This is a genomic window from Ralstonia flatus, assembly GCF_958439105.1.
Lineage (GTDB): Bacteria > Pseudomonadota > Gammaproteobacteria > Burkholderiales > Burkholderiaceae > Ralstonia > Ralstonia flatus.
In genome coordinates this window covers 344737-370142 of the sequence record NZ_CAUDLI010000002.1, presented here as the reverse complement: position 1 = coordinate 370142, position 25406 = coordinate 344737, and the positions used below count along the sequence as shown (strand labels likewise).

Genomic DNA, 25406 nt, shown 5'->3' with positions numbered 1-25406 from the left:
CGTATGCGGTCGATGTGCGCGGGGCGTGCTACACGTGCCGCGCGATCACCATCCGCTGGACTTCGCTGGTGCCTTCGTAGATCTGGGTGATGCGTGCATCGCGGTAGTGGCGCTCGACGGCGTAGTCGGCCAGGTAGCCATAGCCGCCGTGGATCTGGATGGCGTTGGAGCAGATTTCTTCCGCCAGTTCCGACGCGTAGAGCTTGGCCTGCGAGGCCTCCGACAGGCACGGTTTGTCTGCACTGCGCAGGCGCGCCGCGTGGTGAACGAGCAGGCGCGCCGCATTCAGGCGCGTGGCCATGTCGGCCAGCATGTTGGCGATGGTCTGGTGCTCGCGCAACGCCTTGCCGAACTGGATGCGCTCATTCGCGTAGTTGCGTGCCGCATCGAACGCAGCGCGCGCAATGCCCACAGCCTGCGCGGCAATGCCGATGCGCCCACCTTCCAGGTTCGACAACGCGATCTTCAAGCCCTCGCCACGTTCGCCCAGCAGGTTCTCTTCGGGCACGGCGCAGTCTTCCAGCGTGATCGGGCAGGTGTCCGACGCGCGAATGCCAAGCTTGTGTTCGGGCCGCCCAACGTGAAAGCCCGGCGTGTCCGTCGGCACGATGAAGGCCGAGATGCCGCGCTTGCCCGCCTCAGGGTCCGTCACGGCAAAGACGATGGCGATGTTCGCGCGTGCACCGTTGGTGACGAACTGCTTGTTGCCGTTGAGCACCCACTTGCCGTCGCGCAGCACCGCACGCGTGCGCAGGTTGTTGGCCTCGGAGCCGGCATGCGGCTCGGTCAGGCAGAACGCGCCAATCGCGCGGCCAGTGGCCAGATCCGGCAGGTAACGCGCCTTCTGCGCCTCGGTGCCGAACTTGAGGATCGGGCCGCAGCCGACCGAGTTGTGCACGCTCATCATCGTCGCGCTGGCAGCGCAACCGGCGGCCACCTCTTCCAATGCGAGCGCATAGGCCACGTAGTCGGTGTACGAACCGCCCCACTCCGCCGGCACGATCATGCCGAGCAGGCCCAGCTCACCCATCTCGCGCACCACCTCGTCGGGCAAGGCGCCGTCACGGTCCCACTGCGCGGCGTTGGGCGCCAGGCGCTCGGTGGCAAAGTCGCGCGCAGCGTCGTGGATCATCCGCTGCTCTTCGGTATAGAAGTCGTCCATCGCTTGGCTCTTGCTTGTTTGCTGACCGGTGCCGCGTGACGCTGCCTGTGCAGGCGCCTTACACTGTGCAGCCCGCGGCGCTCGGGTTCGATGGGGAAAAAGTGTAGGCACGCGGCTGGGCGGCTTCGATGCCCGTCACGATCAACTTGCGTGAGCGGATTTGCCATACCGATGAAAAACAACGAAAAAGGAACCGTCTCTGTCAGCCTCGTCAACGAGGCCGTGACGCGCGCCCGTGCGCATGGCGTGGACATGCAGCCCATCATGGCCGCCGCAGGCATCACGCCGCAGATGCTGGCGCAGCCGCGCAGCCGTGTGTCATCGGCGCAGTACGGCGCGCTGTGGGCCGGCATTGCGCAGGCCATGGACGACGAGTTCTTCGGGCAGGATGCGCACCCCATGCGCTGGGGCAGCTTCGTGGCGATGACGCAGGCCGCGCTGACCGCGCGCACGGGCCGGCAGGCGCTGGCCCGGGCCACGGGTTTTCTGCGCCTGGTGCTGGACGATCTGCATGTGCGCGTTGAAGAAGACGATCAGCGTGTGCGTCTTGTCTTTGTGCACCGCAAGGGCACGCGGGTGCCGCCCATGTTCACCTACGCCACGTGGCTCATCATGGTCTACGGACTGGTGTGCTGGCTCGTGGGGCGGCGCATTCCGTTCATTGCCGCGCGCTTCCGTTGTGCGGCGCCGCAGGATGCGCAGGAATATCGCCTGATGTTCTGCGACGACATGGCGTTCAAGCACGATGCGTCGTACGTCGACCTATCGCCCGATTTTCTTGACCTGCCGGTCATTCAGACGGCCGCGTCCAGCAAGACGTTCCTGCGCGACGCGCCGGGCAACTTCATCGTCAAGTACCGCAACCCGGATTCCTTCGCCGCGCGCGTGCGCAAGACGCTGCGCAATCTGCCCGTGGCCAGCTGGCCCGCGTCGGACGCAATGGCGCTCAAACTGAACGTGGCCGAGGCCACCATGCGGCGGCGCCTGAAGCTGGAAGGCCACACGTATCAGTCGATCAAGGACGACCTGCGGCGCGACATTGCCATCGGCCAGCTGCAGGACACGCGCCGCACCATCGCCGACATAGCCGTCGCGGTCGGCTTTGCCGAACCGAGCGCCTTTCACCGCGCCTTCCGCAAATGGACGGGCATGCGACCAACGGACTATCGGCTGGCCAGCGCAGGCTGAGGCTGCGCGGCGACGGCGTCCCCGGCCGTGCCGCTGACTTCCCGCAGCGTCTCCAGAAAGGCCTTGAGCACCGGCGAGTGATCGTCCACCCGATAGTGGACGTACAGCGGCACAGCAGGCAGCGCCGGCTCCAGCGGGCGGAAGACCACGCCGGGCGGCGCCAGGTTCGCTGTGGAGCCCGGCAGCAGCGCCACACCAAAGCCCGCGCTCACCAGCGCCAACAGCGTCTGCACTTCGGTCACCTGTTGGCGCACGAGCGGCGCAAAGCCGGCCTGGATGCACAGATGCAGCAGATGATCGGCAAAGCGCGATCGCTTGGATTCGAACGCAACAAACGGCTCGCCGGCAAAGTCGCCGAGGGCCAGGCTGGTGTGGTCGGCCAGGCGGTGCGTGGCGGGCAGTGCCATCACGATCGGCTCGTGCTGCAGCAGTTCGCTGCGCACGGCGGGGTCTTCCTGCCCCAGCCGGAAGATGCATGCATCGATGCGGCGCTCCTTGAGCGCGGCCACCTGCGCGGCGGGCGTCATCTCTTGCAGGCGCCATTCGACGCCGGGGTAGCGCTCGCGAAACTGGCGTAGCGCTTCGGGCAGCAATCCCACCATCACCGAGCTGATCATGCCGATTTCCAGCTCGCCCACCTGGCCGCGGCCCGCCTGCCGGGTGAGGTCCAGCGCACGGTTGAGCTGGGCGAACACCAGCGGCGCCTGCTCCTTGAGCGTGCGTCCGGCGGCCGTCAGTTCCACGCGATGGTGACTGCGCACAAACAGCGGCGTGCCGATCTCGTCTTCCAGCAGCCGGATCTGCTGGCTCAGCGGCGGCTGCGACATGAACAGGCGCGCCGCCGCCCGGCCGAAGTGCAGCTCGTCGGCCAGCACCGAGAAGTAACGCAGCAGGCGGATGTCCACGGTATGCCCTACGCCTTCAGGTCGAAGTTGAACGGCGTTTCGCGCTGGCGCTTGCCGGTCAACCGGAAGATGGCATTGGCGATGGCGGGCGCCACCGGCGGGTTGGCCAGCTCGCCCACACCACCGGGCTTGTCGCGGTTGCCATCGATGATGACGATGTCGATGGCGGGCATGTCCGACATGCGCATCACGGGGTAGTCATGGAAATTGCTCTGCTGCACCGCGCCGCCCTGGATGTCGATGCGATCGAACAGCGCATGGCCAAGGCCCCACATCAGGCCACCGTACAGCTGCTCCTCCACGCCCGTGCGCGAGACCGCCAGGCCAACGTCGGCCACGCAGGTGAGCTTTTCGACAACGACGCGGCCGTCCTTGCGCGCCACCTGCGCCACCACGGCGATGTAGCTGTCATACGCCTGATGCGTGGCGACGCCCAGTGCGTGGCCGTGCGCCATGTTTCCCCACCCCGCACGCTGTGCGGCGGCGCGCAGCACGTCGACATGCCGGGGCCGGTCGGCCATGTGAGCGATACGGAAATCAACCGGATCGCGCCTGGCCGCCACAGCGAGTTCATCGATGAAGCTCTCGGTGGCGAAGACGTTGGGGATGAAGCTGACGGCGCGGTACCAGCCCGTCGGGATGCCCGTTTCGTGCCGCACCCAGCCGATGTCCATGTGGTTGGCGCGGTATGGAAAATCCCACTTCGAGAGGGCCTCGGTGGTGCTGTAGTCCATGCGATCGGGGCGGTCGAAGTAGCCCGGCTCCCACTGTTCCGGCGATGCGGGCGACACCGCGCGGATGCGCAGCGCATCGACCCGGCCCTGCGCATCAAGCGCGCCTTCGAGGCGGTGATACGTGGCGGGGTGGCCGTACAGCGCGCGCATCTCGTCTTCGCGGCTGTTCATCAGCTTGACGGGCACGCCCGTCTTTTTGGCAAGGTAGGTGACTTCGAACAACCAGTATTTGCTCTCGCGCGCGCCAAAGCTGCCACCCGACACCATCTCGTGCAGCACCACCTTGTCGCGCGGCACGCCGCAGATCACCTCGGCAGCTTCCATCGCGGTGGATGGCACCTGGATGCCGCCCCAGTATTGAATGGCGCCGCCTTTGAACCACGCGGTGATGTTGACGGGTTCCAGCGGATTCTGCTGCTTGTACGGCATGCGATACGCCGCATCGATGCGCTTGGCGCCGTGGGCCATCGCCACGTCCGTGTTGCCGGTCTGCACGGTGTGCACCACGCGCGCCTTGCCGCTGGCAAGCCATGCGGCCTGGTGCTGCGCGACATGGCCGCTGTCGAAATCGGCGAAGGCGCTGTCGTCCCACTCGACCTTGAGGGCCGCGCGGCCCTTGTTGGCGGCCCAGTAGTCGTCGGCCAGCACGGCCACGCCTTCCTGGTTACCGCCCAGCACATCGGCGCGCATCGGGATGGTCATGACCTGGCGCACGCCGCGCACCTTCAACGCCTCGGCGCTGTCGATGCGGCGCACGCGTGCACCGGGCATGGGCGCACGCTGCACGACCGCCACCAGCATGCCGGGCAACGACACATCGATGCCGTACTGGAACCGGCCCGTCGCCTTGGCCAGCGCATCGCGCTTATGCCTGAGCTTGCCGATGTACTTGAAGTCCGCCGGATTCTTCAACGCCACATCGGCAGGTGCAGGCAGACGGCCCGCCGCATCGGCCAGTTCGCCGTAGGTGGCCTTGTGGCCGTCGGCATTGCAGATGACGGTGCCGTCTGCGGTGCTGCAAGCGGCCACGGGCACGCCCCAGCGTTGCGCCGCCGCGCTGATGAGCATCGCGCGCGCCGTGGCGCCGGCTTGCCGCAGGCGCGCATATTCAAGCGACACGCTGGTGCTGCCGCCGGTGGAATACACCTTCCAGATCGGATGGATGTAGTCCTGGAAGAACGGATCTTCCGGCGTGACGACGGCAATGCGCATCGGGTCCACATCCAGCTCTTCGGCCACGCAGGCGGCCAGCGCGGTTTGCGTGCCGGTGCCCGAATCGTGCTTGTGGACGACGATCTTGACGGTGTTGTCGGCCAGCACGCGCACCCACGCATTGGGTTCGAATTCCCCCGCGGCGCCATCCGTGCTGGCGGCCAGTGCATCGGGCAAGCGAAAGCCGACCGCCAGCCCCGCCGTCAGCAGCGCGCTCTGCTGCAGGAAGCGGCGGCGCGACGGTGCATGCAAGTCACGCGGCGCGTTCATGCCTTGCCTCGCTCGTCGGCGGCGCGCTTGATGGCCTGGCGGATGCGCCCGTAGGTACCGCAGCGGCAGATGTTGCCGGCCATGGCATTCGTGATGGTCTCGTCGTTGACGGGCGTGCCTGCCGCCAACAACGCAGCGGCCGACATGATCTGCCCCGATTGGCAGTAGCCGCATTGCGGCACGTCTTCGGCCACCCAGGCGCGTTGCAGCGGGTGCGTGCCGTCTTTCGACAGGCCTTCGATCGTGGTCACGCTGTGCCCGGCCGCGGCCGAGGCCGGCGTGATGCACGCGCGGATCGGTGCGCCATCCAGATGAGCGGTGCAGGCCCCGCAAAAGCCGCCGCCGCAGCCGAACTTGGTGCCCGTCAGCTTCAGCCGATCGCGCAGCACCCAGAGCAGGGGCATGTCGGCATCGGCGTCATCCAGCGCATGGGGCGCGCCATTGACCATAATCTCGGTCATCATTGTCTCCTCCAGAATCGGGCCGTCTTGTGCGGCCGCGCCTGGCTGCAATATGAAGCCGCGCACGGGCACCCCGCCAGCGACGATTTCTGCCAGCCCGTGTAAGTCGAACTAACAGCTCACCCACCGCCGCCATGTACAAGCGTTATCCGTCGATCCAGTCGATGCATGCCTTCCTGCAGGCGGCGCGCACCGGCAGCTTTACCAAGGCCGCGCAGCAGCTGGACCTGACGCACAGCGCGATCAGCCAGCAGATCCGCTCGCTGGAGGAGTTCATCGGCCAGCCGCTGTTTGTGCGCGAGGCGGGCGGCATCGTGCTGACCGATGCGGGCCAGCTCTTTGCCAGCATGCTCACCGACGGCTTCGGGCAGGTGGACCGGGCGCTGTCTTCGGTGCGCAACCGGCACGTGCCGCAAACGCTCATCGTCGATGTCGACAGCGAACTGGCGCAGGGCTGGCTCAATGCGAGGCTGCCGCAATTGCTCGCCGCCCTGCCCGGCTACCAGGTGATGTTCCTGTCGACCCCGCGCGGCGAGCGGCCCTCGTTCGAGCGCGTGGATGTCTCGCTGCGCTACGGCTATGGCGAATGGGATGACTGCGAGATGGCGCTCGTCTGTGGCGACCACGTCACCGCTGTGGCGGCGCCCGCGCTGCTGGCGCGGCATGGCGTGCAGGCGCCGCTGGCGCCGTCGGCCGCGATGACCCTGCCGCTGCTGGGCTACACGCGGCGCTCGTGGATTCCATGGCTGGACGCCGCCGCGCTGGAGCCGCTCGAGCCCGCCGTGGTGGCCGCGTTTGACAACGCCGCCAACATGGTCGCGGCCGCCGAAGCCGGCGTCGGCGTGGCGCTGGTGCGTGGGCTGCTGGCGGCCGATGCACTGCAACACGGGCGCCTCGTGCGGCTGACCGATGTCGCCATCCCGGCGCACTACAACCTGTATGCCGTCTGGCAGCGCGGCCAGGGTGAGCGCGCACAGGCGGTGGTGAACGCAGTGCAGCAACTCGCGCGCGACACGCTCGGCGCCTGAGCGCCCGGCGCCTTCCGACCGACTTGCCGATATCGGCAACGTATCAAGACCGCCGCCAAATAGTATTGGCCGGCCCCCGGCCCTGACTCCGATACTGCGCCCCAAGCAGCACGCATCCGGCATCACGCGATCCGGCGAGGGGAAGGCACACGCCTAGCAAAGAGCGCCGCGCTGCAGGACGTGCCTGCCCTCACCGGGAAGCCATCACGCGCTTCCTCCCAGTCATCAGGAGATCCAACGATGATCATCGACATCAGCTGCTACCCCACCGACCTGGTGGACCTCGCGTGGTGGCACGACGGCGACCCCTTTACCGGCGAGCGCCTGCTCGAAATGATGGACGGCCCTTACATGATCAACGGCAAGCCGCGCCGTATCGACAAGGCCTTCATCCAGCCGCCGCAGGGCAACACCATCTACACGTGGACGGACGGCGAGCTTTCGGGCCGCGAGTCCATCGACGCCTACATGGCGTACACGCTCAAGATGGTGCAGACCTACCCCGACCGATTCATCGGGTGCTTCGTCTACAACCCGCGCTGCGGCGTGCAGAACGGCGTGGAGGCCATCGAGCGCTATGTGAAGGAGCACGGTTTCAAGATGGTCCAGATGCAGGCCAACATGCACGCCTACCGGCCGGACCGCGCGCTGGACTGGGTGATGCCCGCGTTCGAGAAATGTGCCGAGCTGGGCGTGCCCGTCAAGCTGCATACGGGCGACGGCCCCTACAGCATTCCGTCGGAATGGATTCCGATGATCAAGCGCTTCCCGAACGTCGATTTCATCATGGCGCACTTCGGCGTGCAGACCGGCGGCGTCTACGTGTTCGAGCCGATGCAGTGGGCGATGGAGCTGCCCAACGTGTATTGCGAATCGGGCTGGTGCCTGCAGTCGCGCATCGTCGAATTTGCCAAGGTGCTGCCCAAGCACAAGATCCTGTTCGGCACCGACACGCCGCCCAACGAGCCCGGCATGTGGCTGCGCCTGCTGGAAGTCTTGTGCATGGACCCGCCGCAGGGCCTGAACCTCGATGAAGACACGCTCGAGGATTACCTGGGCAACAACATCGCCCGCATGATCGGCCTGGAGCCGACCCGTCCGCCCAAGACCGTGGCCGAAGCCGAAGCGCAGCTCGCGCTGGCTGCCGCCTGAGCCACCGCAGACCGCACGGAGCGCAACACATGATTATCGATACCCATCTGCACCCGACCAACCTGGTCGACGAGGCCTGGCGCCACACCGGCACGCCGTTCAACGGCGAGCGCATGATCCAGCTGATGGACGGCCCGTACATGATCAACGGCAAGCCGCGCCGCATTGACATGGGCTTCATCCAGCCGCCGCCGGGCAACACCGGCTACCGCGACGGCAACCGCCGCGGCCGTGAAGGCATTCGCGACTACATGGCGTACATCGCCGAACTCACGCAGAAGTACCCGGACCGCTTCATCGGCAACTTCACCTATAACCCGCGCTGGGGCCCGGAGAACGGCGCGGCGGAGCTGGAATTCCACATCAAGGAATACGGCTTCAAGATGGTCAAGCTGCACGCCAACATGCACGGCTATCGGCCCGACCGCGCGCTCGACTGGCTGCGCCCGGCGATGAAGGTCTGCGCCAAGTACAACATCGTGGTGCTGATCCACACCGGCGACGGCCCGTACACCATCCCGACGATGTTCTATCCGATCATCCGCGAGTTCCCGATGGTGAACTTCATCATCGGCCACTTCGGCATCCAGACCGGCGGCAACTACTCGTTCGAAGCGTTCTGGATGGCGATGGACACGCCCAACGTGTACTGCGAATCCGGCTGGTGCTTCCAGTCGCGCATCGTCGAGTTTGCGAAGCAGTTGCCGCGCGACAAGATCGTCTTCGGGACCGACTCGCCGCCCAACGAGCCCGGCATGTGGCTGCGCGAGCTGGAGGTGTTGTGCTCGGCGCCGCCGCAGGGGCTGGGCATCGATGAGGACCACCTCGAAGACTATCTGGGCAACAACATTGCGCGACTGGTCGGCATCGAGCCCACCAAGCCGCCCAAGGACCTGGCCGAGGCGGAGCTTCGCCTGAAGTCGACCTACGTCCAGACAGCAGAAGCGGCCTGAGCGCCGATCCCGCGGGCGCCGTGCCTCTGTGGTGTTCGGCGCCCGCCTCTAGCGAGGTGTGCCATGAGCATGACCCGGCTTGGCGAAGGCCAGGATTTCCACGTCTTCGCCAATCTCTATCGCGAGCTGTATCCCGAAGATGTGCTGACGGTGCGCCACGGCATCTCCGCCGACCAGGACGTCACCGCCGTCATCGATCAGCTTGCTGCGCGCAACCAGACCCCCATGCTGGTCTGCGAGCAGGTCAGCGGCCTGCAGGTGCCGCTGGTCACCAACGTCTTTGCCTCGCGGTCACGGCTGGCACGGTTGTTCGACGTGTTGCCGCATCAACTGCACGATGCCTTCCAGGCACGCGCCAATGCGCCCATCGCACCGCGTGTGGTCTCGCACGGCCCCATCACCGACGAGGTGATCGAAGGTGACGCGGTCGACGTTGCGCTGCTCCCGATGATCAAGCACTTCGAGAGCGACCGCGCGCCCTACATCACCAACGCCATCATCGTGGCCGAGGACCCGGTGACGGGCGTGGCCAACATGAGCTATCACCGCTCGATGCGCCACGCACGCAACGCACTGGCGACGAGCCTGCACTCGCGCGGCCATCTGTGGCGCATGCTGCAGACTGCGCGCGAACGCGGCGACGTGCTGCGCGTGGCGATGGTGGTAGGCGCGCATCCGCTGTTCATGCTGGCCGCCGCCGCCCGCCTGCCCTTTGGTGCCGACGAACGCGCCGTTGCGGGTGGCCTGCTCGGCGCGCCGCTCGATATCGTCCGCACGCCGCGCTACGGCATCGGCGTCCCGGCGGCAGCGGAATTCGTGCTCGAAGGCACCATCGACCCCGCCGCCTATGCAGAAGAAGGCCCGTTCGGTGAATTCACCGGCTATTCGTCCGACCGCTCCACCAACAATGTGCTGCGCATCGATGCCCTGATGCGGCGGCGCGATGCGTGGCTGGTCGACGTGGTGGGCGGCCCGTACGCCGAGCATCTGACGCTGGCCCGCCTGCCGCGCGAAGCCGAGATGAGCGAAAAGCTCAAGGCGCGCTTCCCATCGGTGACGGCGCTGCACTATCCGAACTCGGGCACGCACTTCCATTGCTACGTGGCGCTCAACCCGACGCGCGACGGCGAGGCGCGGCAGGTCATGCTGGCGCTGCTCGGCTGGGACCCGTACCTCAAGACTGTGATTGCCGTGGATTCCGATATCGACCTGCAGCAGGACGAGCAGGTGCTGTGGGCCATGGCCACACACTTCCAGCCGCACCAGGATGTGTTCATGGTCGATGGCCTGCCCGGCAGCCCGCTCGATCCGTCATCGTCCGTGCACGGCACGACTTCGCGCATGGGTATCGACGCCACGCGCGGCGCCGGCTTCGAAGGCATCCGCGCACGCATCGATCCGCAGGCGATTGCCCGCGCGGGCGACATCCTCCGTCAGGCCGGAGTGCGTCCATGAGCGCGCGCCACCCTCGCGCTCCCGCCCGGCCGCGCATGGTGGTCGGCATCAGCGGTGCATCGGGCTTCGTCTACGGCGTGCGGCTGCTCGAACTGCTGCGCGCGCTCGATGTGGAGACGCACCTCGTCGTCACACGTTCTGCGCTGCTGACGATGGCGCACGAAACGCCGCACAAGCTGACCGACGTGATCGACCGCGCTACGCATTACCACCGCACGGACGACATGGCCGCCGGCATTGCCAGCGGCTCGTTTCGCGCGCTGGGCATGATCGTGGCGCCGTGCTCGATGAAGTCTTTGGCGGAAATTGCCACGGGCGTCTCGTCGACGCTGCTGACACGCGCGGCAGACGTCACGCTCAAGGAGCGCCGTCCGCTCGTACTGATGGCGCGCGAGACGCCATTCACGCTCGCACACCTGCGCAACATGCAGGCCGTCACGGAGATGGGCGCCATCGTCGCGCCGCCCGTGCCGGCCTTCTATGCGCGCCCCAATACGTTGGACGACATGATCGACCACACCCTCGGCCGCGTGCTCGACCTGTTCGGGCTCGATGCCGGCACCGCCCTGCGCTGGGGCGAAGAAGCGTTACCTGCCTTAGTCCGTACCCCACCCACGCTCGACAAGGAGACAACATGAAACCCCAAGCCACGGCCCACGCCACGCTTCCCGGCCCGAACACCAAGATTCCGGTCACCATCCTCACCGGCTTTCTCGGCGCCGGCAAAACCACGCTGCTGAACTTCATCCTGCGCGAAAACCACGGCCGCAAGATCGCCGTGATCGAAAACGAGTTTGGTGAAGTCGGCATCGACGGCGGCCTGGTCATGGCCTCGGAAAACGAAGAGATCTACGAGATGGTCAACGGCTGCGTGTGTTGCACGGCCGAGGTGCGCGAAGACCTCGTGCGCATCGTGCGCCAGCTCGTCGCGCGGCCCGAACGGCTCGACCACATCCTGGTGGAAACCAGCGGCCTGGCCGATCCGTATCCGGTGGCGCAGTCGTTCTTCATCGACGACCCGATTGCCGAACATGTCGAGCTTGACGCCATCGTGACCATGGTCGACGCCAAGCACATCGCCGCGCATCTGGACGACCTGCAGCTGGACGGTGTCGACAACCAGGCCGTCGACCAGATCGTCTGCGCCGACCGCATCGTCATCAACAAGGTGGACCTTGTGGGCCGCAACGATATCGACGCGCTGCGCGGGCGCATCCGCGGCTTGAACGCCACGGCCGACATCGTCACCTCCAGTTATGCCGAGGTCGATCTGAACAAGATCATCGGTGTCGGCGCGTTCGAGGCGACGCAGAAGCTGCTGGAGATCGGCGCAGACGCCGGCCACGGCGAGCATGACGCGCACGACCATGAACATGACCACGAACATGAGCATGCTCACGCCGGCGCTCACGAGCACGAGCATGACCATGAGCACGAACATGAGCACGATCACCAGCACGATCCGAGCGTCTCGTCAGTGGGTTTTGACGTGCCGGCCGACGTGGATCTCGTGCGCTTTCATACGTGGATCGACAGCCTGCGCACCGAGCAGGCGGAAACGCTGTTCCGCATGAAGGGCATCCTGGCGGTGAAAGGTCAGCCGCAGCGCTATGTACTGCAGGGCGTGCACAGCCTCATCGACTTTCGCGCAACGCAGCCGTGGGGCAGCGAAGCGCGCAGCAGCAAGATCGTCTTCATCGGCCGCGACCTCGATCGTGCGGCCCTGCAGGACGGTTTCAACGCGTGTCTGGCGGCGTGAGCATGCCATGACATGACATCCCCCTGACCCGAGGGCGGCTCCTGGCACGCCCCGGGCATGACAACGATAGGAGACAACCATGACAACAGCCGTACACCCGGTCGACCAGATTCTGTCGACCCGACAGATGTTGACGTTGGGCTTGCAGCATATGGCGGTGTCGTACATCGGCGCCATCGCGGTACCGATGATCATCGCGTCGGCGCTCAAGATGTCGCAGGCGGACACCATTGTGCTCATCAGCACCACGTTGTTCTGCTCGGGCATCGCCACGCTGTTACAGACCATCGGGTTCTGGAAGTTCGGGGTACGGCTGCCGATCCTGCAGGGGGTGGCGTTCAGCAGCGTGGGGCCGGTGATCGCCATCGGCACCAACCCTGCCGTAGGTTTCGCGGGCGTGTGCGGTGCGGTCATTGCGGCCGGGCTGTTTACGCTGCTCGCCGCACCGCTGGTGGGGCGGCTGCGGCGATTTTTTCCACCGGTGGTCACGGGCTGCATCGTGACCGTCATCGGCCTGCAGCTCTTTCCCGTCGCCTATGACTGGGTGGGCGGCGGACGCAACGCTGCCAACTTCGGCGCACCATCGTTTCTGCTGGTGGCCGCGGTAGTGGTCGCCACCATCCTCCTCATCAACCGCTTCGGCAGCCCGCTGCTGCGCAACCTCGCCGTGCTGGTGGGCATGATCGTCGGCACGTTGCTGGGCTGCGCCATGGGCATGGGCAACTTCCACGGCGTGGCAGACGCGCCATGGGTCACGCTGCCGGTGCCGTTCCACTTTGGGGTGCCCGTGTTCGCCGTGGTCCCCGCGCTGACCATGATCGTGGTGATGATCGTGCAGATGGTGGAATCGATGGGCTTGTTCCTGGCCATCGGCGACATCGTCGAAAAGCCGATCGAAGAAGAGGAAGCCATCAACGGCCTGCGCGCCAACGGGCTGGCCAGCGCCATCGCCGGCATGTTCGCCGCATTCCCCTTCATCGCCTTCATGGAAAACGTCGGGCTGGTGGTGCTCACCGGCGTGCGCAGCCGCTGGGTGGTGGCCGTGAGCGGCGTGCTGATGTGCCTCGTGGCGCTGGTGCCCAAGGCCGGTGCCGTGATTGCGGCCACGCCGACAGCCGCATTGGGCGGCGCGGGCATCGCCATGTTCGGGGTGGTGGCCGCGGCTGGCATCCAGACCCTGGCGCGCGTCGACTACGAGCACAACCGCTACAACGTGCTCATCGTCGGCTTCACGATTGCCGCCGCGCTGGTACCGGTGCTGGCGCCGACGCTGTTCAAGCAGCTGCCCGACTGGTCGCAGCCGTTCCTCCACAGCGGCGTGGTCATCGCCTGCTTGGTGTCGGTGGCGCTGAACCTGCTGCTCAACGGTACCGAAGAAGCGCACGTGCCCGCGTCGGTCGTGCGCACGGCGGGCCGCGCCTGATTTTCCAATGGACCTCTCCATGCACAACACGCCTCAAGACATCCTCATCCGCCGCCCCTTGGCCGTCATGACCGGCCTGCGTGGTGACGCAGCACGCGCCGGTGCGGTGGACATCCGCATCGCCGGCGGGCGCATCGCCGAGATGGGCCCCGACCTCATGCCCCGCCCCGGCGAGCGCGTCATCGACGCCAGCGACTGCATCGTCTACCCGGGCTGGATCAACACGCATCACCACCTGTTCCAGAACCTGCTCAAGGCCGTGCCGGAAGGCATGAACCAGGATCTGCAAGGGTGGCTGGCCAGCGTGCCGTATCCGCGCCTGCCGCTGTTCACGCCGGAGCTGATGCGCACGGCTGCGCGCCTGGGCATGGCGGAGCTGCTGCTGTCGGGCGCCACCACCTGCGCCGATCACCACTACCTCTATCACGCAGGCGGCGGCACCGAATCAGGCGACATGCTGTTCGATGTGGCCGATGAATTCGGCATGCGCTTCGTGCTCTGCCGTGGCGGCGCCATCGAATCGGCCAGCAGCCACCCGGGCTTCTCGAAGACGGCGCTGCAGCCCGAAACGCTCGACCAGATGTTGGCCGACATCGAGCGGCTCAAGCACCGCTATCACGACGACGCCCCCGACGCGATGCGCCGCGTCGTGGTGGCGCCGACCACACCGACGTTCTCGTTGCCGCCGGCATTGCTGGTCGAGCTGGCGCGTGCCGCGCGCGGGATGCACCTGCGCATGCATACGCATTTGTCGGAGACCGACAACTACGTGCGTTTCTGCCGCGAGAAATACAACTGTCTGCCCGTGGAGTTCGTGGCCGAGCACGAGTGGCTGGGCCCGGACGTCTGGTTTGCGCACCTCGTGCACCTGCAGCCGTCGGAGATTCGCATGCTGGCCCAGACGGGCAGCGGCATCGCGCACTGCCCGGTCAGCAACAGCCGGCTGGGCAGCGGCATCGCGCCGGTGCCGCAACTGGCGGCGGCCGGCGTGCCGGTGTCATTGGGCGTGGACGGCGTGGCGTCCAACGAATCGGGCAGCATGACCGGCGAGGTCAACACCGCGTGGCTCATCCACCGTGCCACGCAAGGTGCCGGCGCCACCACCGCCGAAGACGTCATTCACTGGGCGACCGCAGGCGGTGCGCGCGTGCTCGGCTTGAGTGAGGTCGGCACGCTGCAGGTCGGGCAAGCCGCCGATCTGGTGCTCTACGACATCAACCACCCGCGCTTCTACGGCTTCCACGACCCCGCGCTCGCGCCCGTGGTCGCCGGCGAGCCCATCACAGTGCGCAACAGCATCATTGGGGGGCGCGTTGTGGTGGACGAAGGTGTGGTGTGCGGGCTCGATGTGGCGAGCATCCGCGCCGAAGCCAGCCGGGGCGTGGCCGACCTGATGGCGTGTGCTTGACGGTTCAGACGTCCAGCCGCAGCGCCATGTGTTCTTCGTCGTAGAAGCGGTCACCGACACGCATGGCGCGGCGCTCGATGCCGAAGGTTTCGAAACCCGCGTTGCGATACAGCGTTTGCGCACGCGGGTTCTCGGCATTGACACACAGGTGGATCTGCAACACGCGCGCCGCACGCGCATGCGCAATGGCGGCGTCGAGCAGACGTCCCGCAATACCGCCTCGCCGATGCGCCGGGTCAACAAACACGCCCCACAGCACGGCCTTGTGCGCGACCTGCGCCAGCGGCTCGCGACGCAGTCCGGCAATGCCAATCAGCTCCGACCCCGCAAATGCACCGAACACGATCTGATGCTCGGTCGCCCGGATGCGGGTACGGGTTTCCTCCAGCGTGCGGCCCGACTCTTCATCGTGCGTCGGCCAGATAGCGGTCGGCGAATCTTGAATGGCTTTCAGGCGCAGGGCCTTGAACGCTGCCGCGTCCTCATCGATCAACGGGCGGATGGCGATGTCGCTCATGGTTGTTTGGCCTCCACGGTAAATGCATCGCCGGTTTCGAAGAACGCGCCGCCCGCGAGGTAATGCACGGTCTTGCTGCCCGCATCGGTAAAGTGCCAGCGGCCGTTGCTGAACAGCGCCGGATCCGCCCAGGCGGCGGTCACTTCAGCGATGAAGAGGTCGTAGCGCTTCTCGTTGTGCGGTTCGGGAATGACCCGGCATTCCAGCCACCCTGCGCAGCCCGCGACGAGCGGCACGTCGATCGTGCGGGCCGGCACCGTGGCCAGGCCGAGCGCATCGAACTTGTCGCCGTCCCGGCCAGACAGCGTGCCCACCGTGAGCGTGGTCTCGGCAATTGCGCGGGTCGGAATGTTCAGCGCAAACACGCCCGAGGCTTCGATCAGCTCGCGTGTGAGCGTGCGGCTGTCGACCACGACCAGCACCTTGGGCGGGTCAAAGTCGAGCGGCATCGCCCAGGCTGCTGCCATGACGTTGCGCAGGCCGTTGTGGGCGGTGGTGACCAGCGTGGTCGGGCCGTGGTTCAGGAGGCGGTAGGACTTTGCGAGTTCGACTGGGGCGAGTGTGATGGGGTTGGGCATGATGGCGCGGGACTCAGGGGGAGGCGTCATCATAGGGTAATGGTGTTGGAGGGGGTGGGCGGGGGTTTCTGCCTTGTTCTTTTTGTTGTTGGTGCATCCCCCTTTCGTACCCTGCCGGGCACGACTCACTTTTCTTTGTCTTGCCAAAGAAAAGTAAGCAAAAGAAAGGCGCGCCCGAGATGGCGACCCCCTCCTTGAATTTCCGTAACCGGGCGGAGGTGGGGAAAACTCGCTTCGCTCAGACAGTTCCCCACCTTTTTTCCGCCCGCTTACGAAAATTCAAGGCGCCATCAAGGGCTCAACGTCAAAAGAAAAGGTAATTCCTACCCAAACCGGACCAAAATGGGTTGAATTTGGAGGGTGGGTGTTACCTGAAGGAGCTTACGCAGCAAGGGTTTCAGGTCCTCGTCGCGGTGGTTGAAGCGGTAGCAGGTTTCAGCCAAATAAAGATGGAAGAATTTGCCAGGCACGCCACGATACGGATAGAGCCAATTCTTGGCGTAACTCCAGAAGCCCTCGATACCGTTGATATGGTCCCGGCCCACCGGTTTGCCCTTCTCCTTGCGCACTACGACATGACCACCTCGTAGCCGCAATGTGGCATAGGCCTGCCAGGCATCGGTGTAGTAGAGCGAGCCCTCGCGGGTATGGGCCTGAATCTGCTCCATGATGGCTGCTTGGTCGTGCTGGGCAATCGGTGCGGCCTTCACTTCGCCGTTGCGTTTGACGATGCCGAAGACCACCACTTTGCCTGCTGCTCCCCAGCCCCGTTTGCCGTGCCGAGCCCCGCCAAACGTGGTTTCGTCGCATTCCAGGGTGCCAGTGAACGGCTCGCGCAACTGCTCCTGCTGCGCCATGCAGGCGCGGCATTTGAGCCGTCCATCGGACAGTTTGTAGGGCCTGCTGGCAGAGCATTCAGGACAGCGTTTCATCGTCGGACCAGAGTAACTCTGGTCCGGTTTGGGTGGGGATTACCAAAGAAAAAGGCCAACCCATCGCGCGGTTGGCCTTTTCGTTTGGGCGGGCGCCCAGACGGTGTGGCTTTTGTCCTTTGACCTTCCTGCCCTAGATGGCGCCTTGAATTTCTGTTGCAGGGAGGAAAAAGAAGGGAGGCTTGTCTGAGCGCAGCGAGTTTGCCTCCCTTCCCTCCCTGCGACATAAATTCAAGGAATGGGTCGCCATCTCGGGCGCGCATTTCTTTGCTTACTTTCTTTGGGCAAGACCAAAGAAAGTGAGTCAGCCCCGGCAGGGGATGAAACAAGGGATGCACCACAAAACCAAAAACAAAACCCCAGCGAACTTCACTGGGGTTCTAATTTACTCAGCAACCCGCCGCGCAATATGCTCCAACGCCTCCTCCACCTGATCAATCAAAATCAGGCAGAGATCACCCGGCTGCAACCGCCCCAGCGCGGTGTCGATCGCCAGAAATTCACCACGGATTTCCTCAACACGGCTCGTGCGCGAGGCGCCCTGCAGCCCTTCACGCAGCAACGCAAGCACTTCACCGTCAGCACGCCCACGCTGGCATTGGTCTTCGTACAGCACGACATCGTCAAACACGCCGCCAAGAATCTGCGTCTGCTTGCGGATATCTTCGTCACGGCGATCGCCGGCACCGCTGATCACCACCATGCGGCGCTGCGCCGGCATGGTGGCCACGGCGTTGCACAGTGCCTGGATGGCATCCGGGTTGTGGCCGTAGTCGGCAATGAGCGTGGCGCCCTTGTAGTCGAACAGGTTGAAGCGGCCCGGCGCGGTGGCGGCGTCATTCACGAAGGTGGCGAGGCCGCGGCGGATCACCGCCCAGTCGATGCCAAGTGCCCATGCAGCGGCAATCGACGACATCGCGTTTTCCACCTGGAAGCCGATCGTGCCGTTGCGCGTGAGCGGAATGTCGGCCAGTGCGATGCGCGTTTCGTCGGCACCTTCGGCAGCGACGATCTCGGCGCCGTCGACAAACACCACGCGCTTGCCTTGTGCGCGGTGCAGCGCCATGGTCGGAAGGCCCGGATCGTGCGCGAAGAACGTGACCGAACCGGGGCAGCCTTCGGCCATGCGCGCGACCATCGGGTCGGCGGCGTTGAGCACCGCCATGCCGCGCGGTGCCACGTTCTGCACGATCACGCTCTTGAGCACGGCAAGGTCTTCCACCGTGCTGATGTAGTTCAGGCCAAGGTGGTCGCCTTCGCCCACGTTGGTCACCACGGCCACATCGCAGCGGTCGAACGCCAGACCTTCGCGCAGCAGCCCGCCGCGCGCGGTTTCGAAGACGGCGGCATCGACATCCGGATGCAGCAGCACGTTGCGTGCGCTGCGCGGGCCGCTGCAATCCCCGGTGTCGATGCGCTGGCCCTGGATGTACACGCCGTCGGTGCCGGTCATGCCCATGCGCAGACCGCTGGACGCCAGCAGATGCGTAATCAGGCGCACGGTCGTGGTCTTGCCGTTGGTGCCGGAGACGGCGACCAGGGGGATGCGGCCGTCGTCGCCGTCGGCAAACATCGTCGAGACGATGGCCTCGCCCACGGCGCGGCCCTTGCCGTATGACGGCTGCAAATGCATGCGCAAACCCGGCGCGGCGTTCACTTCCACGATGCCGCCGGCCTGGTCTTCGAACGGCTTGAGCATCGTCTCGCACACGGCATCCACGCCGCAGATGTCGAGGCCGACCATCTGCGCGGCCGCCACGGCACGCGCCGCGATGGCGGGGTGCACGTCGTCGGTCACGTCGGTGGCGGTGCCGCCGGTGGAGAGGTTCGCGTTGTTGCGCAGGACCACGCGCGTGCCCTTCGGCGGCACAGCGTCGGCACTCAGGCCCTGCTTGGCGAGCGTGGCCAGCGCAATGTCGTCAAAGCGGATTTTCGTGAGCGACGTGGCATGGCCTTCGCCGCGGCGCGGGTCGCGGTTCACTTCGTCGACCAGCTCGCGCACGGTGTGCTTGCCGTCGCCGATGACTTGCGGCGGGTCGCGGCGCGCAGCGGCCACCAGGTGCTTGCCGACCACGAGCAGACGGAAGTCATGGCCGGGGATGTAGCGCTCGACGATGACGTCCGAAGAAATGTCGGCGGCCACTTCATAGGCCGTCATCACTTCTTCGCGCGTGCGGATGCGCACCGCCACGCCCTTGCCCTGGTTGCCGTCGCGCGGCTTGACCACCACGGGGCCGTGGATTTCCTGCGCGGCTTCCCACGCTTCTTCGGCGCTGCGCACCGAACGGCCCAACGGCACCGGCACGCCCGCCGCATGCAGCAGCGTCTTCGTCAGGTCCTTGTCCTGCGCGATGGATTCGGCCACGGCGCTGGTCATGTCGGTTTCGGCGGCCTGGATGCGGCGCTGCTTGCTGCCCCAGCCGAACTGCACCATCGAGCCCTGCGTCAGGCGGCGATACGGAATGCCACGCGCCACGGCGGCCGAGACGATGGAACCCGTGCTCGGCCCCAGGCGCACGTCTTCGTCCAGCTCGCGCAGACGGTGCAGCGCATCGTCCAGATCGAACGGCTGGTCGTCGCGGGCGGCCAGGCAAAGTTGGCCGGCCAGCTCGAATGCGAGTCGGCCCACCTCTTCTTCGGTGTATTCGACGACGACCTGGTAGGTGCCGGGTTCGAGCGTGGGCTCGGTGTGGCTGAACGTCACCGGGCAACCGGCCGCAGCTTGCAGGCCGAGCGCGGCGGCTTCCAGCGCGTGCGCAATCGATGGCGCGTCGGCTTCGTCATCGGGACGCATCGGGCCAATCGCCGGAAAGCGCGCACGCAGGCGGTCTTCAAAACCCGGCAGCTCGGCCAGCAGTTGGGATTGGTCCGAGCAGGCCACGATGGCCTCGATGGCCGTATGGCGGCACCAGAGATTTGGGCCGCGCAAGGCCCGGATACGAGAGACTTCCATGCAATCAGCTTTCAGTTGTGCTTTGGGCGTTCTTTCTGACTCAGGCCCGATCGTCAGACCTTGGATTCGGCGCGGCCCATCCACTGGTGAACCTGCTCGACGGTGCCTTCAATGGCGCATTCGTCGCATTGCAGAACCAGCAAGTCGCCTGCGTTGAGCTGCGAGAGCGCCGCTTCCACGGCATCCCGGCGCTTGCCGCCTTCGACAACGACTTCGGCCACGCGACCGCCGGCCTGTAGCCCCTGCTTGAGCAGCGCGTGCGCCTGGCGGTCGAACTCGGCATCGGCGCGTTTGACGCTGCCGTCCTCGCACAGCAGCACGCGGTCGAACGTCTGTCCGATGACGGTGCCTTGCGCCACGAGATCTTCATCGCGGCGCTGCAGGCCGGCACCGAACACCAGCGTGCGGCGTTGCGCGGGGAAGTTGTCCAGCGCAGCGGCCAGGGCTTCCAGTGCCGACGCGTTGTGCGCGTCGTCCACCACGATCGTGGCGCCGTTGTGCTGGAACAGCGTGAAGCGGCCCGGCACGTCCACCTGACCCACATCGAAGGTCAGGATGCCGGCGCGCATCAGGTCGTTCGAAATGCCCAGCGCCCAACCCGTCGCCACTGCCGCCAGCACGTTTTCCAGCTGGAACGGCACGCGGCCGGCGTAGGTCAGGGGAATGGCGGACACGTCGGCCAGCGCCAGTTCGGCCGGGCCGGTGGCGAGCACCACCTTGCCGTCACGCACGAACACAGCCCGCTTGCCCGCGGCGCGATGCTCAGTAATGGCCGGCAGATCGCCCGACAACGCGAAGAAGATCACATCGCCGTCACACAGATCGGCCATTTCAACGAGACGCGCATCGGCGGCATTGAGCACGCCGACGCCGGTCTTCAGCACAACGTCGATCTGCGTGCGCAGGACGCTATACATGCGGTCTTCGTCTTCGACGTAGAAATCGCCCAGGTGATCGGGCTTGCCGAAGTTGGTGACCACGCCCACCTGGCAGCGGTCATACGGCAGCCCCTGCGAGAGGATCATGCCGCTGTCGCTCTCGAACACGGCCGCTTCCACGGCGCGGTTCATCAGGATGCGATGGCAGGCGTCCCACGCGGCGCGGTCGGTGCGCGCGCCAGATTCCACCTGGCGGCGATCGAGGTACAGGCCGTCGCTGCAGCCCAGCCCCGTGTGCCTGCCCGACAGTTGCAGCATCTGCGCGACGAGCTTGGCCACGACGGTCTTGCCGTTCGTGCCCGTGATGCCGACGATGGGAATGCGGCCATCGTCCTGCGCGCCGTCCTTGCCGGAAAACAGGTGATCGACAATCGCGCGGCCCACCGGGCGTGGTTCGCCCTGTGCCGGCCGGATGTGCATCAGCAAACCGGGCCCGGCGTTGACTTCGACAATGGCGCCGCGCTGTTCGTCCAGCGGGCGCGAGATGTCGTCGGCCACCAGGTCCACGCCGGCAATGTCGAGCCCGACCACGCGTGCGGCCAGCGATGCATGGGCGGCCACGCTCGGGTGCACGCGGTCGGTCACGTCAAAGGCGACGTTGCCGTTGCGCTGGATCAGCACGCTGCGGCCCGCGGGCGGCACGGCGCTGCCGTCGGCATAGCCCTGGCGCTTGAGTTCGAGCCGCGCGGCGGAATCCAGGCGCACGCAGTTCAGGGGGTGCTCTTCGGTGCTGCCGCGGCGCGGGTCGGAGTTGATCTGCGATTCGATCAGCTCTTCGATGGTCGAAGTGCCGTCGCCGACCACCGACGCGGTTTCGCCCATCGCCGCCGCCGCCACGCGGCCGCCCACCACCAGCAGGCGGTGTTCGTTGCCGGAGACGAAGCGCTCGACGATGACGCCGTTGCCTTCCTCGATGGCCACGGCGTAGGCCGTCTCCACCTCTTCGCGCGTCATCAGGTTCGTGAACACGCCGCGTCCGTGGTTGCCGTCGTACGGCTTGACGACCACCGGCACGCCGATGTCTTCGGCCGCATCCCAGGCGTCTTCGGCGCTGTCGACCATGCGGCCTTCCGGCACCGGCACGCCGCACGACTGCAGCAGGCTCTTGGTCAGGTCCTTGTCGCGCGAGATCGATTCGGCAATGGCGCTGGTGCGGTCGGTTTCGGCCGTCCAGATGCGGCGCTGGCGTGCGCCGTAGCCGAGCTGCACAAGGTTGCCGTCCGACAGGCGGATCGACGGGATGTTGCGGTCATCGGCGGCGTCGACGATGCAGGCGGTGCTGGGGCCGAGGCAATGTTCGTCCACCAGGTCGCGCAGCGTTTCGACGGCGGCGTCCACGTCGTACGGGCGGTCTTCGATGGCCGCCATGACCAGATCACGGGCGGCGAACAGGGCAGCGCGGGTCACGTCTTCGTGCCACGCACGGACGATCACCTTGTAGACGCCGCGCACGGGCGTCTCGCGCGCCTTGCCGAAACCGCCGGGCATGCCGGCCAGGTTCTGCAACTCAAGCGTGACGTGTTCCAGGATGTGGCCGGGCCAGGTGCCCTCCTTCAGGCGCATCAGGAAACCGCCACGCACGCCGGGGCTGCAGCGGTGCTCGATCAGCGTGGGCAGCCATGTCGACAGACGCTCGTAGAACCCCGGAATCGTGTTGGAAGGGAAATCCTCCAGTTCACCAATATCGACCCATGCCTCCAGCACTGGCCGATATGTCCACATATTCGGGCCGCGCAGCGACATGACATCGAGAATCTCAATGTCCTTCTTCTTCATTGAATTTGCTTGGAAGCAGGGGGCGATGTACCCGTGAATTGGTCCGTGAAATCGAACCGTTACCTTTCAATAACGTTACAACGGCGTCGGCGTTGACGTCTTGAGCCCGGAGTGCGTTGTGCAGCGCACCAAATGCCGTGCTGGCGTGGCTATGTATACTTGCGAGCAAAATTTGCAGGCCGCAACAATTGCGACGCCGCACTCCTGCCTCGATTTATGTTCGTCCTTTTCCCGTTTTGGGCTGTTTTTTGGCCATTTGGACGCGCTTTTTGAATTCTTTGCGCCACTGATGACCCAGTCCTCCCCATCGTCCGCCCCCATCGTCGCCAGCGCTCAGGAACCCTGGAGTGTCGTGCTGGCCCCGAGCCTCGCTCCAGAAGAAACCGTCCTGGCCGGGCTGCAGCTGGATTTGGACGCAAGGCTGCATTTTACCCACGGGTGGCTGGTTGTTACGAACCGCCGCCTGGTCGGCCAAGCGCCCGGTGAAAAGGATTTGCAAAGCTGGGACATCGCTCCTGGCATGACGCTTGCCCATAGCGACCACGCCGGCGTCGGCACGCTGGAGCTGTCCGACGGACAGCGCCGGCTGGCCAGCTGGCGCTACACCCTGGGCCGCAACACCGACGCGCTGCGGCTCGCCGACGCGTTTGACGTCCAGCGCAACGCCCTGCTCACCGGCGCCCAGGCCGCGCAGCCCGACGCAGAGGTCTGCCCGACCTGCAAGGCGCCCCTGCCGCCCGGCGAAGACAACTGCCCGCAATGCAGCCGTGAACTGGAGCAGCCGCCCTCGACCTGGGCGCTGCTGCGCCTGTGGCGCTTTGCCCGGCCTTATCGGTGGGAATTGCTGGCCGGCTTCGCCCTGCTGCTGATCGGCACGGGCGCCACGCTGGTGCCGCCGTATCTGACGATGCCCTTGATGGACAAGGTGCTGATTCCCTACCAGAACGGGCAACCCGTCGATTACCGGCTGGTGACGCTCTATCTGTCGGGCCTGTTTGGCGCCGCGCTGGTGGCGTGGGTGCTGGGCTGGGCGCGCACCTATCTGCTGGCGCGCGTGTCCGAGCGCATCAGCGCCGACCTGCGCACGACCACCTACGAGCACCTGCTCAAGCTGTCGCTCGAATACTTTGGCGGCAAGCGCACCGGCGACCTCATGGCGCGCATCGGTTCGGAAAGCGACCGCATCAGCGTGTTCCTGTCGTTGCACCTGCTCGATTTCGCCACCGATGTGCTGATGATCGCGATGACGGCCGTCATCCTTGTCTCGATCGATCCGTGGCTGGCGCTCGTGACGCTCGTGCCGCTGCCCTTCATCGCGTGGATGATCCACCTGGTGCGCGACCGCCTGCGCCACGGCTTCGAGAAGATCGACCGGATCTGGTCGGAAATCACGAACGTGCTGGCCGACACGATCCCGGGCATCCGCGTGGTCAAGGCCTTTGCCCAGGAAAAGCGTGAAGTGACGCGCTTTGCCGAGGCCAACAAGCACAACCTGGCGATCAACGATCGTGTCAACGCGGTGTGGTCGTTGTTTACCCCGACCGTCACGCTGCTGACCGAAGTCGGGCTGCTGGTGGTGTGGATCTTTGGCATCTGGCAGGTGAGCCACGACGCCATCACCGTCGGTGTGCTGGTGGCGTTCCTGACCTATATCAGCCGCTTCTACACGCGCCTGGATTCCATGAGCCGCATTGTGTCCGTCACGCAGAAGGCGGCGGCGGGCGCCAAGCGCATCTTCGACATCCTCGACCACGTATCGAGCGTGCCGGAGCCGGCAAAGCCCGTGCACATCGAAAAGGTGAACGGCGCGATCGAGCTGCGCGACCTGGGCTTCCGCTACGGCAACCGCGCGGTGATCCGCGGCCTGAACCTGTCGATCCAGCCGGGCGAGATGATCGGGCTGGTCGGGCACAGCGGCTCGGGCAAGAGCACGCTCGTCAACCTGATCTGCCGCTTCTACGATGTGTCGGAAGGCGCGATCCGCCTGGACGGCACCGACATCCGTTCGCTGCCCGTCTCGGAATTCCGCCGCAACATCGGCCTGGTGCTGCAGGAGCCGTTCCTGTTCTTCGGCACGATTGCCGACAACATTGCCTACGGCAAGCCCGACGCCACGCGCGAAGAGATCATCGCCGCCGCACGTGCCGCCCATGCGCACGAGTTCATCCTGCGCCTGCCGCACGGCTATGACTCGCTGGTGGGCGAACGCGGCCAGGCGCTGTCGGGCGGCGAGCGGCAGCGCATTTCGATTGCGCGCGCGCTGCTCATCAACCCGCGCATCCTGATCATGGACGAGGCCACGTCTTCCGTGGACACGACCACCGAGAAGGAAATCCAGAAGGCGCTCGACAACCTCGTGCAGGGCCGCACCACCATTGCCATCGCGCACCGTTTGTCGACGCTGCGCAAGGCGGATCGCCTGGTCGTCATGGATCGCGGCCAGATCGTCGAAGTGGGCAACCACGATGAGCTGCTCGCGCGCGAAGGGGCGTACTACAAGCTGTATCAGGCGCAGGCCCGCAATGTCGACGCCGACACCGATCTGACCAGCGACGGCGAGCGCGTGGACGCCGCCGCGCCGGCTTACGCGCAGTGATCCCCT

Annotated in this window: 19 protein-coding genes; 10 read left to right on the top strand and 9 right to left on the bottom strand. The window is 65.9% G+C overall.

What is annotated here, in order from left to right; all coding sequences use genetic code 11:
* Positions 1-28: 28 nt before the first annotated feature.
* Entirely contained in the window at positions 29-1162 is a 1134-nt protein-coding gene (locus R2676_RS05360; protein ID WP_027679405.1) for an acyl-CoA dehydrogenase, read from the bottom strand.
* Between the two features lie 171 nt (positions 1163-1333).
* Between R2676_RS05360 and R2676_RS05355 the strand changes: the two genes are divergently transcribed.
* Positions 1334-2350 carry an AraC family transcriptional regulator gene (locus R2676_RS05355; RefSeq protein WP_206273058.1) on the top strand — a complete coding sequence of 339 codons (1017 nt, stop codon included), beginning with the start codon at positions 1334-1336 and terminating at the stop codon, positions 2348-2350.
* On the opposite strand, the gene R2676_RS05350 is transcribed toward R2676_RS05355, so the two are convergent.
* The 3 genes from R2676_RS05350 to R2676_RS05340 are packed head-to-tail and all read right to left on the bottom strand — an operon-like array spanning position 2326 to position 5932.
* Positions 2326-3255 (bottom strand): LysR family transcriptional regulator, encoded by a 930-nt coding sequence (locus tag R2676_RS05350; RefSeq protein WP_206273056.1) that lies wholly within the window; start codon positions 3253-3255, stop codon positions 2326-2328. The two genes, R2676_RS05355 and R2676_RS05350, sit on opposite strands and share 25 nt — an antisense overlap.
* Positions 3256-3263: 8 nt before the next feature.
* Complete coding sequence (locus tag R2676_RS05345) at positions 3264-5471, bottom strand: xanthine dehydrogenase family protein molybdopterin-binding subunit (protein ID WP_206273054.1); 2208 nt, start codon at positions 5469-5471, stop codon at positions 3264-3266.
* Positions 5468-5932 (bottom strand): (2Fe-2S)-binding protein, encoded by a 465-nt coding sequence (locus R2676_RS05340; RefSeq protein WP_316887237.1) that lies wholly within the window; start codon positions 5930-5932, stop codon positions 5468-5470. The genes R2676_RS05345 and R2676_RS05340 overlap by 4 nt, the downstream gene beginning before the upstream one ends.
* A 134-nt stretch (positions 5933-6066) precedes the next feature.
* Here R2676_RS05340 and R2676_RS05335 point away from each other — a divergent pair, with 134 nt between their 5' ends.
* The 8 genes from R2676_RS05335 to R2676_RS05300 all read left to right on the top strand — a co-directional run bounded on the left by R2676_RS05335 (position 6067) and on the right by R2676_RS05300 (position 15110).
* On the top strand, positions 6067-6960 hold the full coding sequence (locus tag R2676_RS05335; protein ID WP_316856840.1) for a LysR family transcriptional regulator: 894 nt from the start codon (positions 6067-6069) through the stop codon (positions 6958-6960).
* Between the two features lie 240 nt (positions 6961-7200).
* The gene (locus R2676_RS05330; RefSeq protein ID WP_045202142.1) at positions 7201-8112 is read left to right on the top strand and encodes an amidohydrolase family protein; all 912 of its coding nucleotides are present in this window, start codon (positions 7201-7203) and stop codon (positions 8110-8112) included.
* Positions 8113-8141: 29 nt separating this feature from the next.
* Positions 8142-9065 (top strand): amidohydrolase family protein, encoded by a 924-nt coding sequence (locus tag R2676_RS05325; RefSeq protein ID WP_027679411.1) that lies wholly within the window; start codon positions 8142-8144, stop codon positions 9063-9065.
* Positions 9066-9128: 63 nt separating this feature from the next.
* Positions 9129-10520, top strand: coding sequence for a UbiD family decarboxylase (locus tag R2676_RS05320; protein WP_102079091.1), 1392 nt, complete (start codon positions 9129-9131; stop codon positions 10518-10520).
* The gene (locus tag R2676_RS05315) at positions 10517-11158 is read left to right on the top strand and encodes a UbiX family flavin prenyltransferase (protein ID WP_316856842.1); all 642 of its coding nucleotides are present in this window, start codon (positions 10517-10519) and stop codon (positions 11156-11158) included. The genes R2676_RS05320 and R2676_RS05315 overlap by 4 nt, the downstream gene beginning before the upstream one ends.
* Positions 11155-12279, top strand: coding sequence for a CobW family GTP-binding protein (locus tag R2676_RS05310; RefSeq protein ID WP_206273049.1), 1125 nt, complete (start codon positions 11155-11157; stop codon positions 12277-12279). The genes R2676_RS05315 and R2676_RS05310 overlap by 4 nt, the downstream gene beginning before the upstream one ends.
* 79 nt (positions 12280-12358) lie before the next feature.
* Complete coding sequence (locus R2676_RS05305; protein ID WP_045219489.1) at positions 12359-13702, top strand: nucleobase:cation symporter-2 family protein; 1344 nt, start codon at positions 12359-12361, stop codon at positions 13700-13702.
* Between the two features lie 19 nt (positions 13703-13721).
* Positions 13722-15110 (top strand): amidohydrolase family protein, encoded by a 1389-nt coding sequence (locus tag R2676_RS05300; protein ID WP_206273047.1) that lies wholly within the window; start codon positions 13722-13724, stop codon positions 15108-15110.
* A 4-nt stretch (positions 15111-15114) separates the two neighbouring features.
* Here the strand turns inward: R2676_RS05300 and R2676_RS05295 are convergent, their stop codons facing one another.
* The 5 genes from R2676_RS05295 to cphA (R2676_RS05275) form a co-directional block, all read right to left on the bottom strand.
* Positions 15115-15627 carry a GNAT family N-acetyltransferase gene (locus R2676_RS05295; protein ID WP_206273045.1) on the bottom strand — a complete coding sequence of 171 codons (513 nt, stop codon included), beginning with the start codon at positions 15625-15627 and terminating at the stop codon, positions 15115-15117.
* On the bottom strand, positions 15624-16238 hold the full coding sequence (locus R2676_RS05290; protein ID WP_206273043.1) for a flavin reductase family protein: 615 nt from the start codon (positions 16236-16238) through the stop codon (positions 15624-15626). Before R2676_RS05290 ends, R2676_RS05295 begins: the two co-directional genes overlap by 4 nt.
* 290 nt (positions 16239-16528) lie before the next feature.
* Positions 16529-17062, bottom strand: coding sequence for an IS1595 family transposase (locus R2676_RS05285; protein WP_316856843.1), 534 nt, complete (start codon positions 17060-17062; stop codon positions 16529-16531).
* 460 nt (positions 17063-17522) lie between these two features.
* Positions 17523-20090, bottom strand: a complete 2568-nt coding sequence (cphA, locus tag R2676_RS05280; RefSeq protein WP_206273039.1) for a cyanophycin synthetase — start codon at positions 20088-20090, stop codon at positions 17523-17525.
* 53 nt (positions 20091-20143) lie between these two features.
* A complete protein-coding gene (gene cphA, locus R2676_RS05275; RefSeq protein ID WP_316856845.1) occupies positions 20144-22804 on the bottom strand; it encodes a cyanophycin synthetase in 2661 nt (886 codons plus the stop codon).
* Positions 22805-23093: 289 nt separating this feature from the next.
* Between cphA (R2676_RS05275) and R2676_RS05270 the strand changes: the two genes are divergently transcribed.
* Positions 23094-25400 carry a cyanophycin metabolism-associated ABC transporter gene (locus R2676_RS05270; RefSeq protein WP_316856846.1) on the top strand — a complete coding sequence of 769 codons (2307 nt, stop codon included), beginning with the start codon at positions 23094-23096 and terminating at the stop codon, positions 25398-25400.
* Positions 25401-25406: the final 6 nt, after the last annotated feature.

Bases quoted from the DNA above. Each gene is read 5' to 3' on its own strand.
- R2676_RS05355 (WP_206273058.1), top strand. From the start codon at position 1,334: ATGAAAAACAACGAAAAAGGAACCGTCTCTGTCAGCCTCGTCAACGAG.
- R2676_RS05360 (WP_027679405.1), bottom strand. From the start codon at position 1,162: ATGGACGACTTCTATACCGAAGAGCAGCGGATGATCCACGACGCTGCG.
- cphA (WP_206273039.1), bottom strand. From the start codon at position 20,090: ATGGAAGTCTCTCGTATCCGGGCCTTGCGCGGCCCAAATCTCTGGTGC.
- R2676_RS05320 (WP_102079091.1), top strand. From the start codon at position 9,129: ATGAGCATGACCCGGCTTGGCGAAGGCCAGGATTTCCACGTCTTCGCC.
- R2676_RS05290 (WP_206273043.1), bottom strand. From the start codon at position 16,238: ATGATGACGCCTCCCCCTGAGTCCCGCGCCATCATGCCCAACCCCATC.
- R2676_RS05315 (WP_316856842.1), top strand. From the start codon at position 10,517: ATGAGCGCGCGCCACCCTCGCGCTCCCGCCCGGCCGCGCATGGTGGTC.
- R2676_RS05330 (WP_045202142.1), top strand. From the start codon at position 7,201: ATGATCATCGACATCAGCTGCTACCCCACCGACCTGGTGGACCTCGCG.
- R2676_RS05340 (WP_316887237.1), bottom strand. From the start codon at position 5,932: ATGACCGAGATTATGGTCAATGGCGCGCCCCATGCGCTGGATGACGCC.
- R2676_RS05325 (WP_027679411.1), top strand. From the start codon at position 8,142: ATGATTATCGATACCCATCTGCACCCGACCAACCTGGTCGACGAGGCC.
- cphA (WP_316856845.1), bottom strand. From the start codon at position 22,804: ATGAAGAAGAAGGACATTGAGATTCTCGATGTCATGTCGCTGCGCGGC.
- R2676_RS05270 (WP_316856846.1), top strand. From the start codon at position 23,094: ATGACCCAGTCCTCCCCATCGTCCGCCCCCATCGTCGCCAGCGCTCAG.
- R2676_RS05345 (WP_206273054.1), bottom strand. From the start codon at position 5,471: ATGAACGCGCCGCGTGACTTGCATGCACCGTCGCGCCGCCGCTTCCTG.
- R2676_RS05285 (WP_316856843.1), bottom strand. From the start codon at position 17,062: ATGGCGCAGCAGGAGCAGTTGCGCGAGCCGTTCACTGGCACCCTGGAA.
- R2676_RS05305 (WP_045219489.1), top strand. From the start codon at position 12,359: ATGACAACAGCCGTACACCCGGTCGACCAGATTCTGTCGACCCGACAG.
- R2676_RS05335 (WP_316856840.1), top strand. From the start codon at position 6,067: ATGTACAAGCGTTATCCGTCGATCCAGTCGATGCATGCCTTCCTGCAG.
- R2676_RS05300 (WP_206273047.1), top strand. From the start codon at position 13,722: ATGCACAACACGCCTCAAGACATCCTCATCCGCCGCCCCTTGGCCGTC.
- R2676_RS05295 (WP_206273045.1), bottom strand. From the start codon at position 15,627: ATGAGCGACATCGCCATCCGCCCGTTGATCGATGAGGACGCGGCAGCG.
- R2676_RS05310 (WP_206273049.1), top strand. From the start codon at position 11,155: ATGAAACCCCAAGCCACGGCCCACGCCACGCTTCCCGGCCCGAACACC.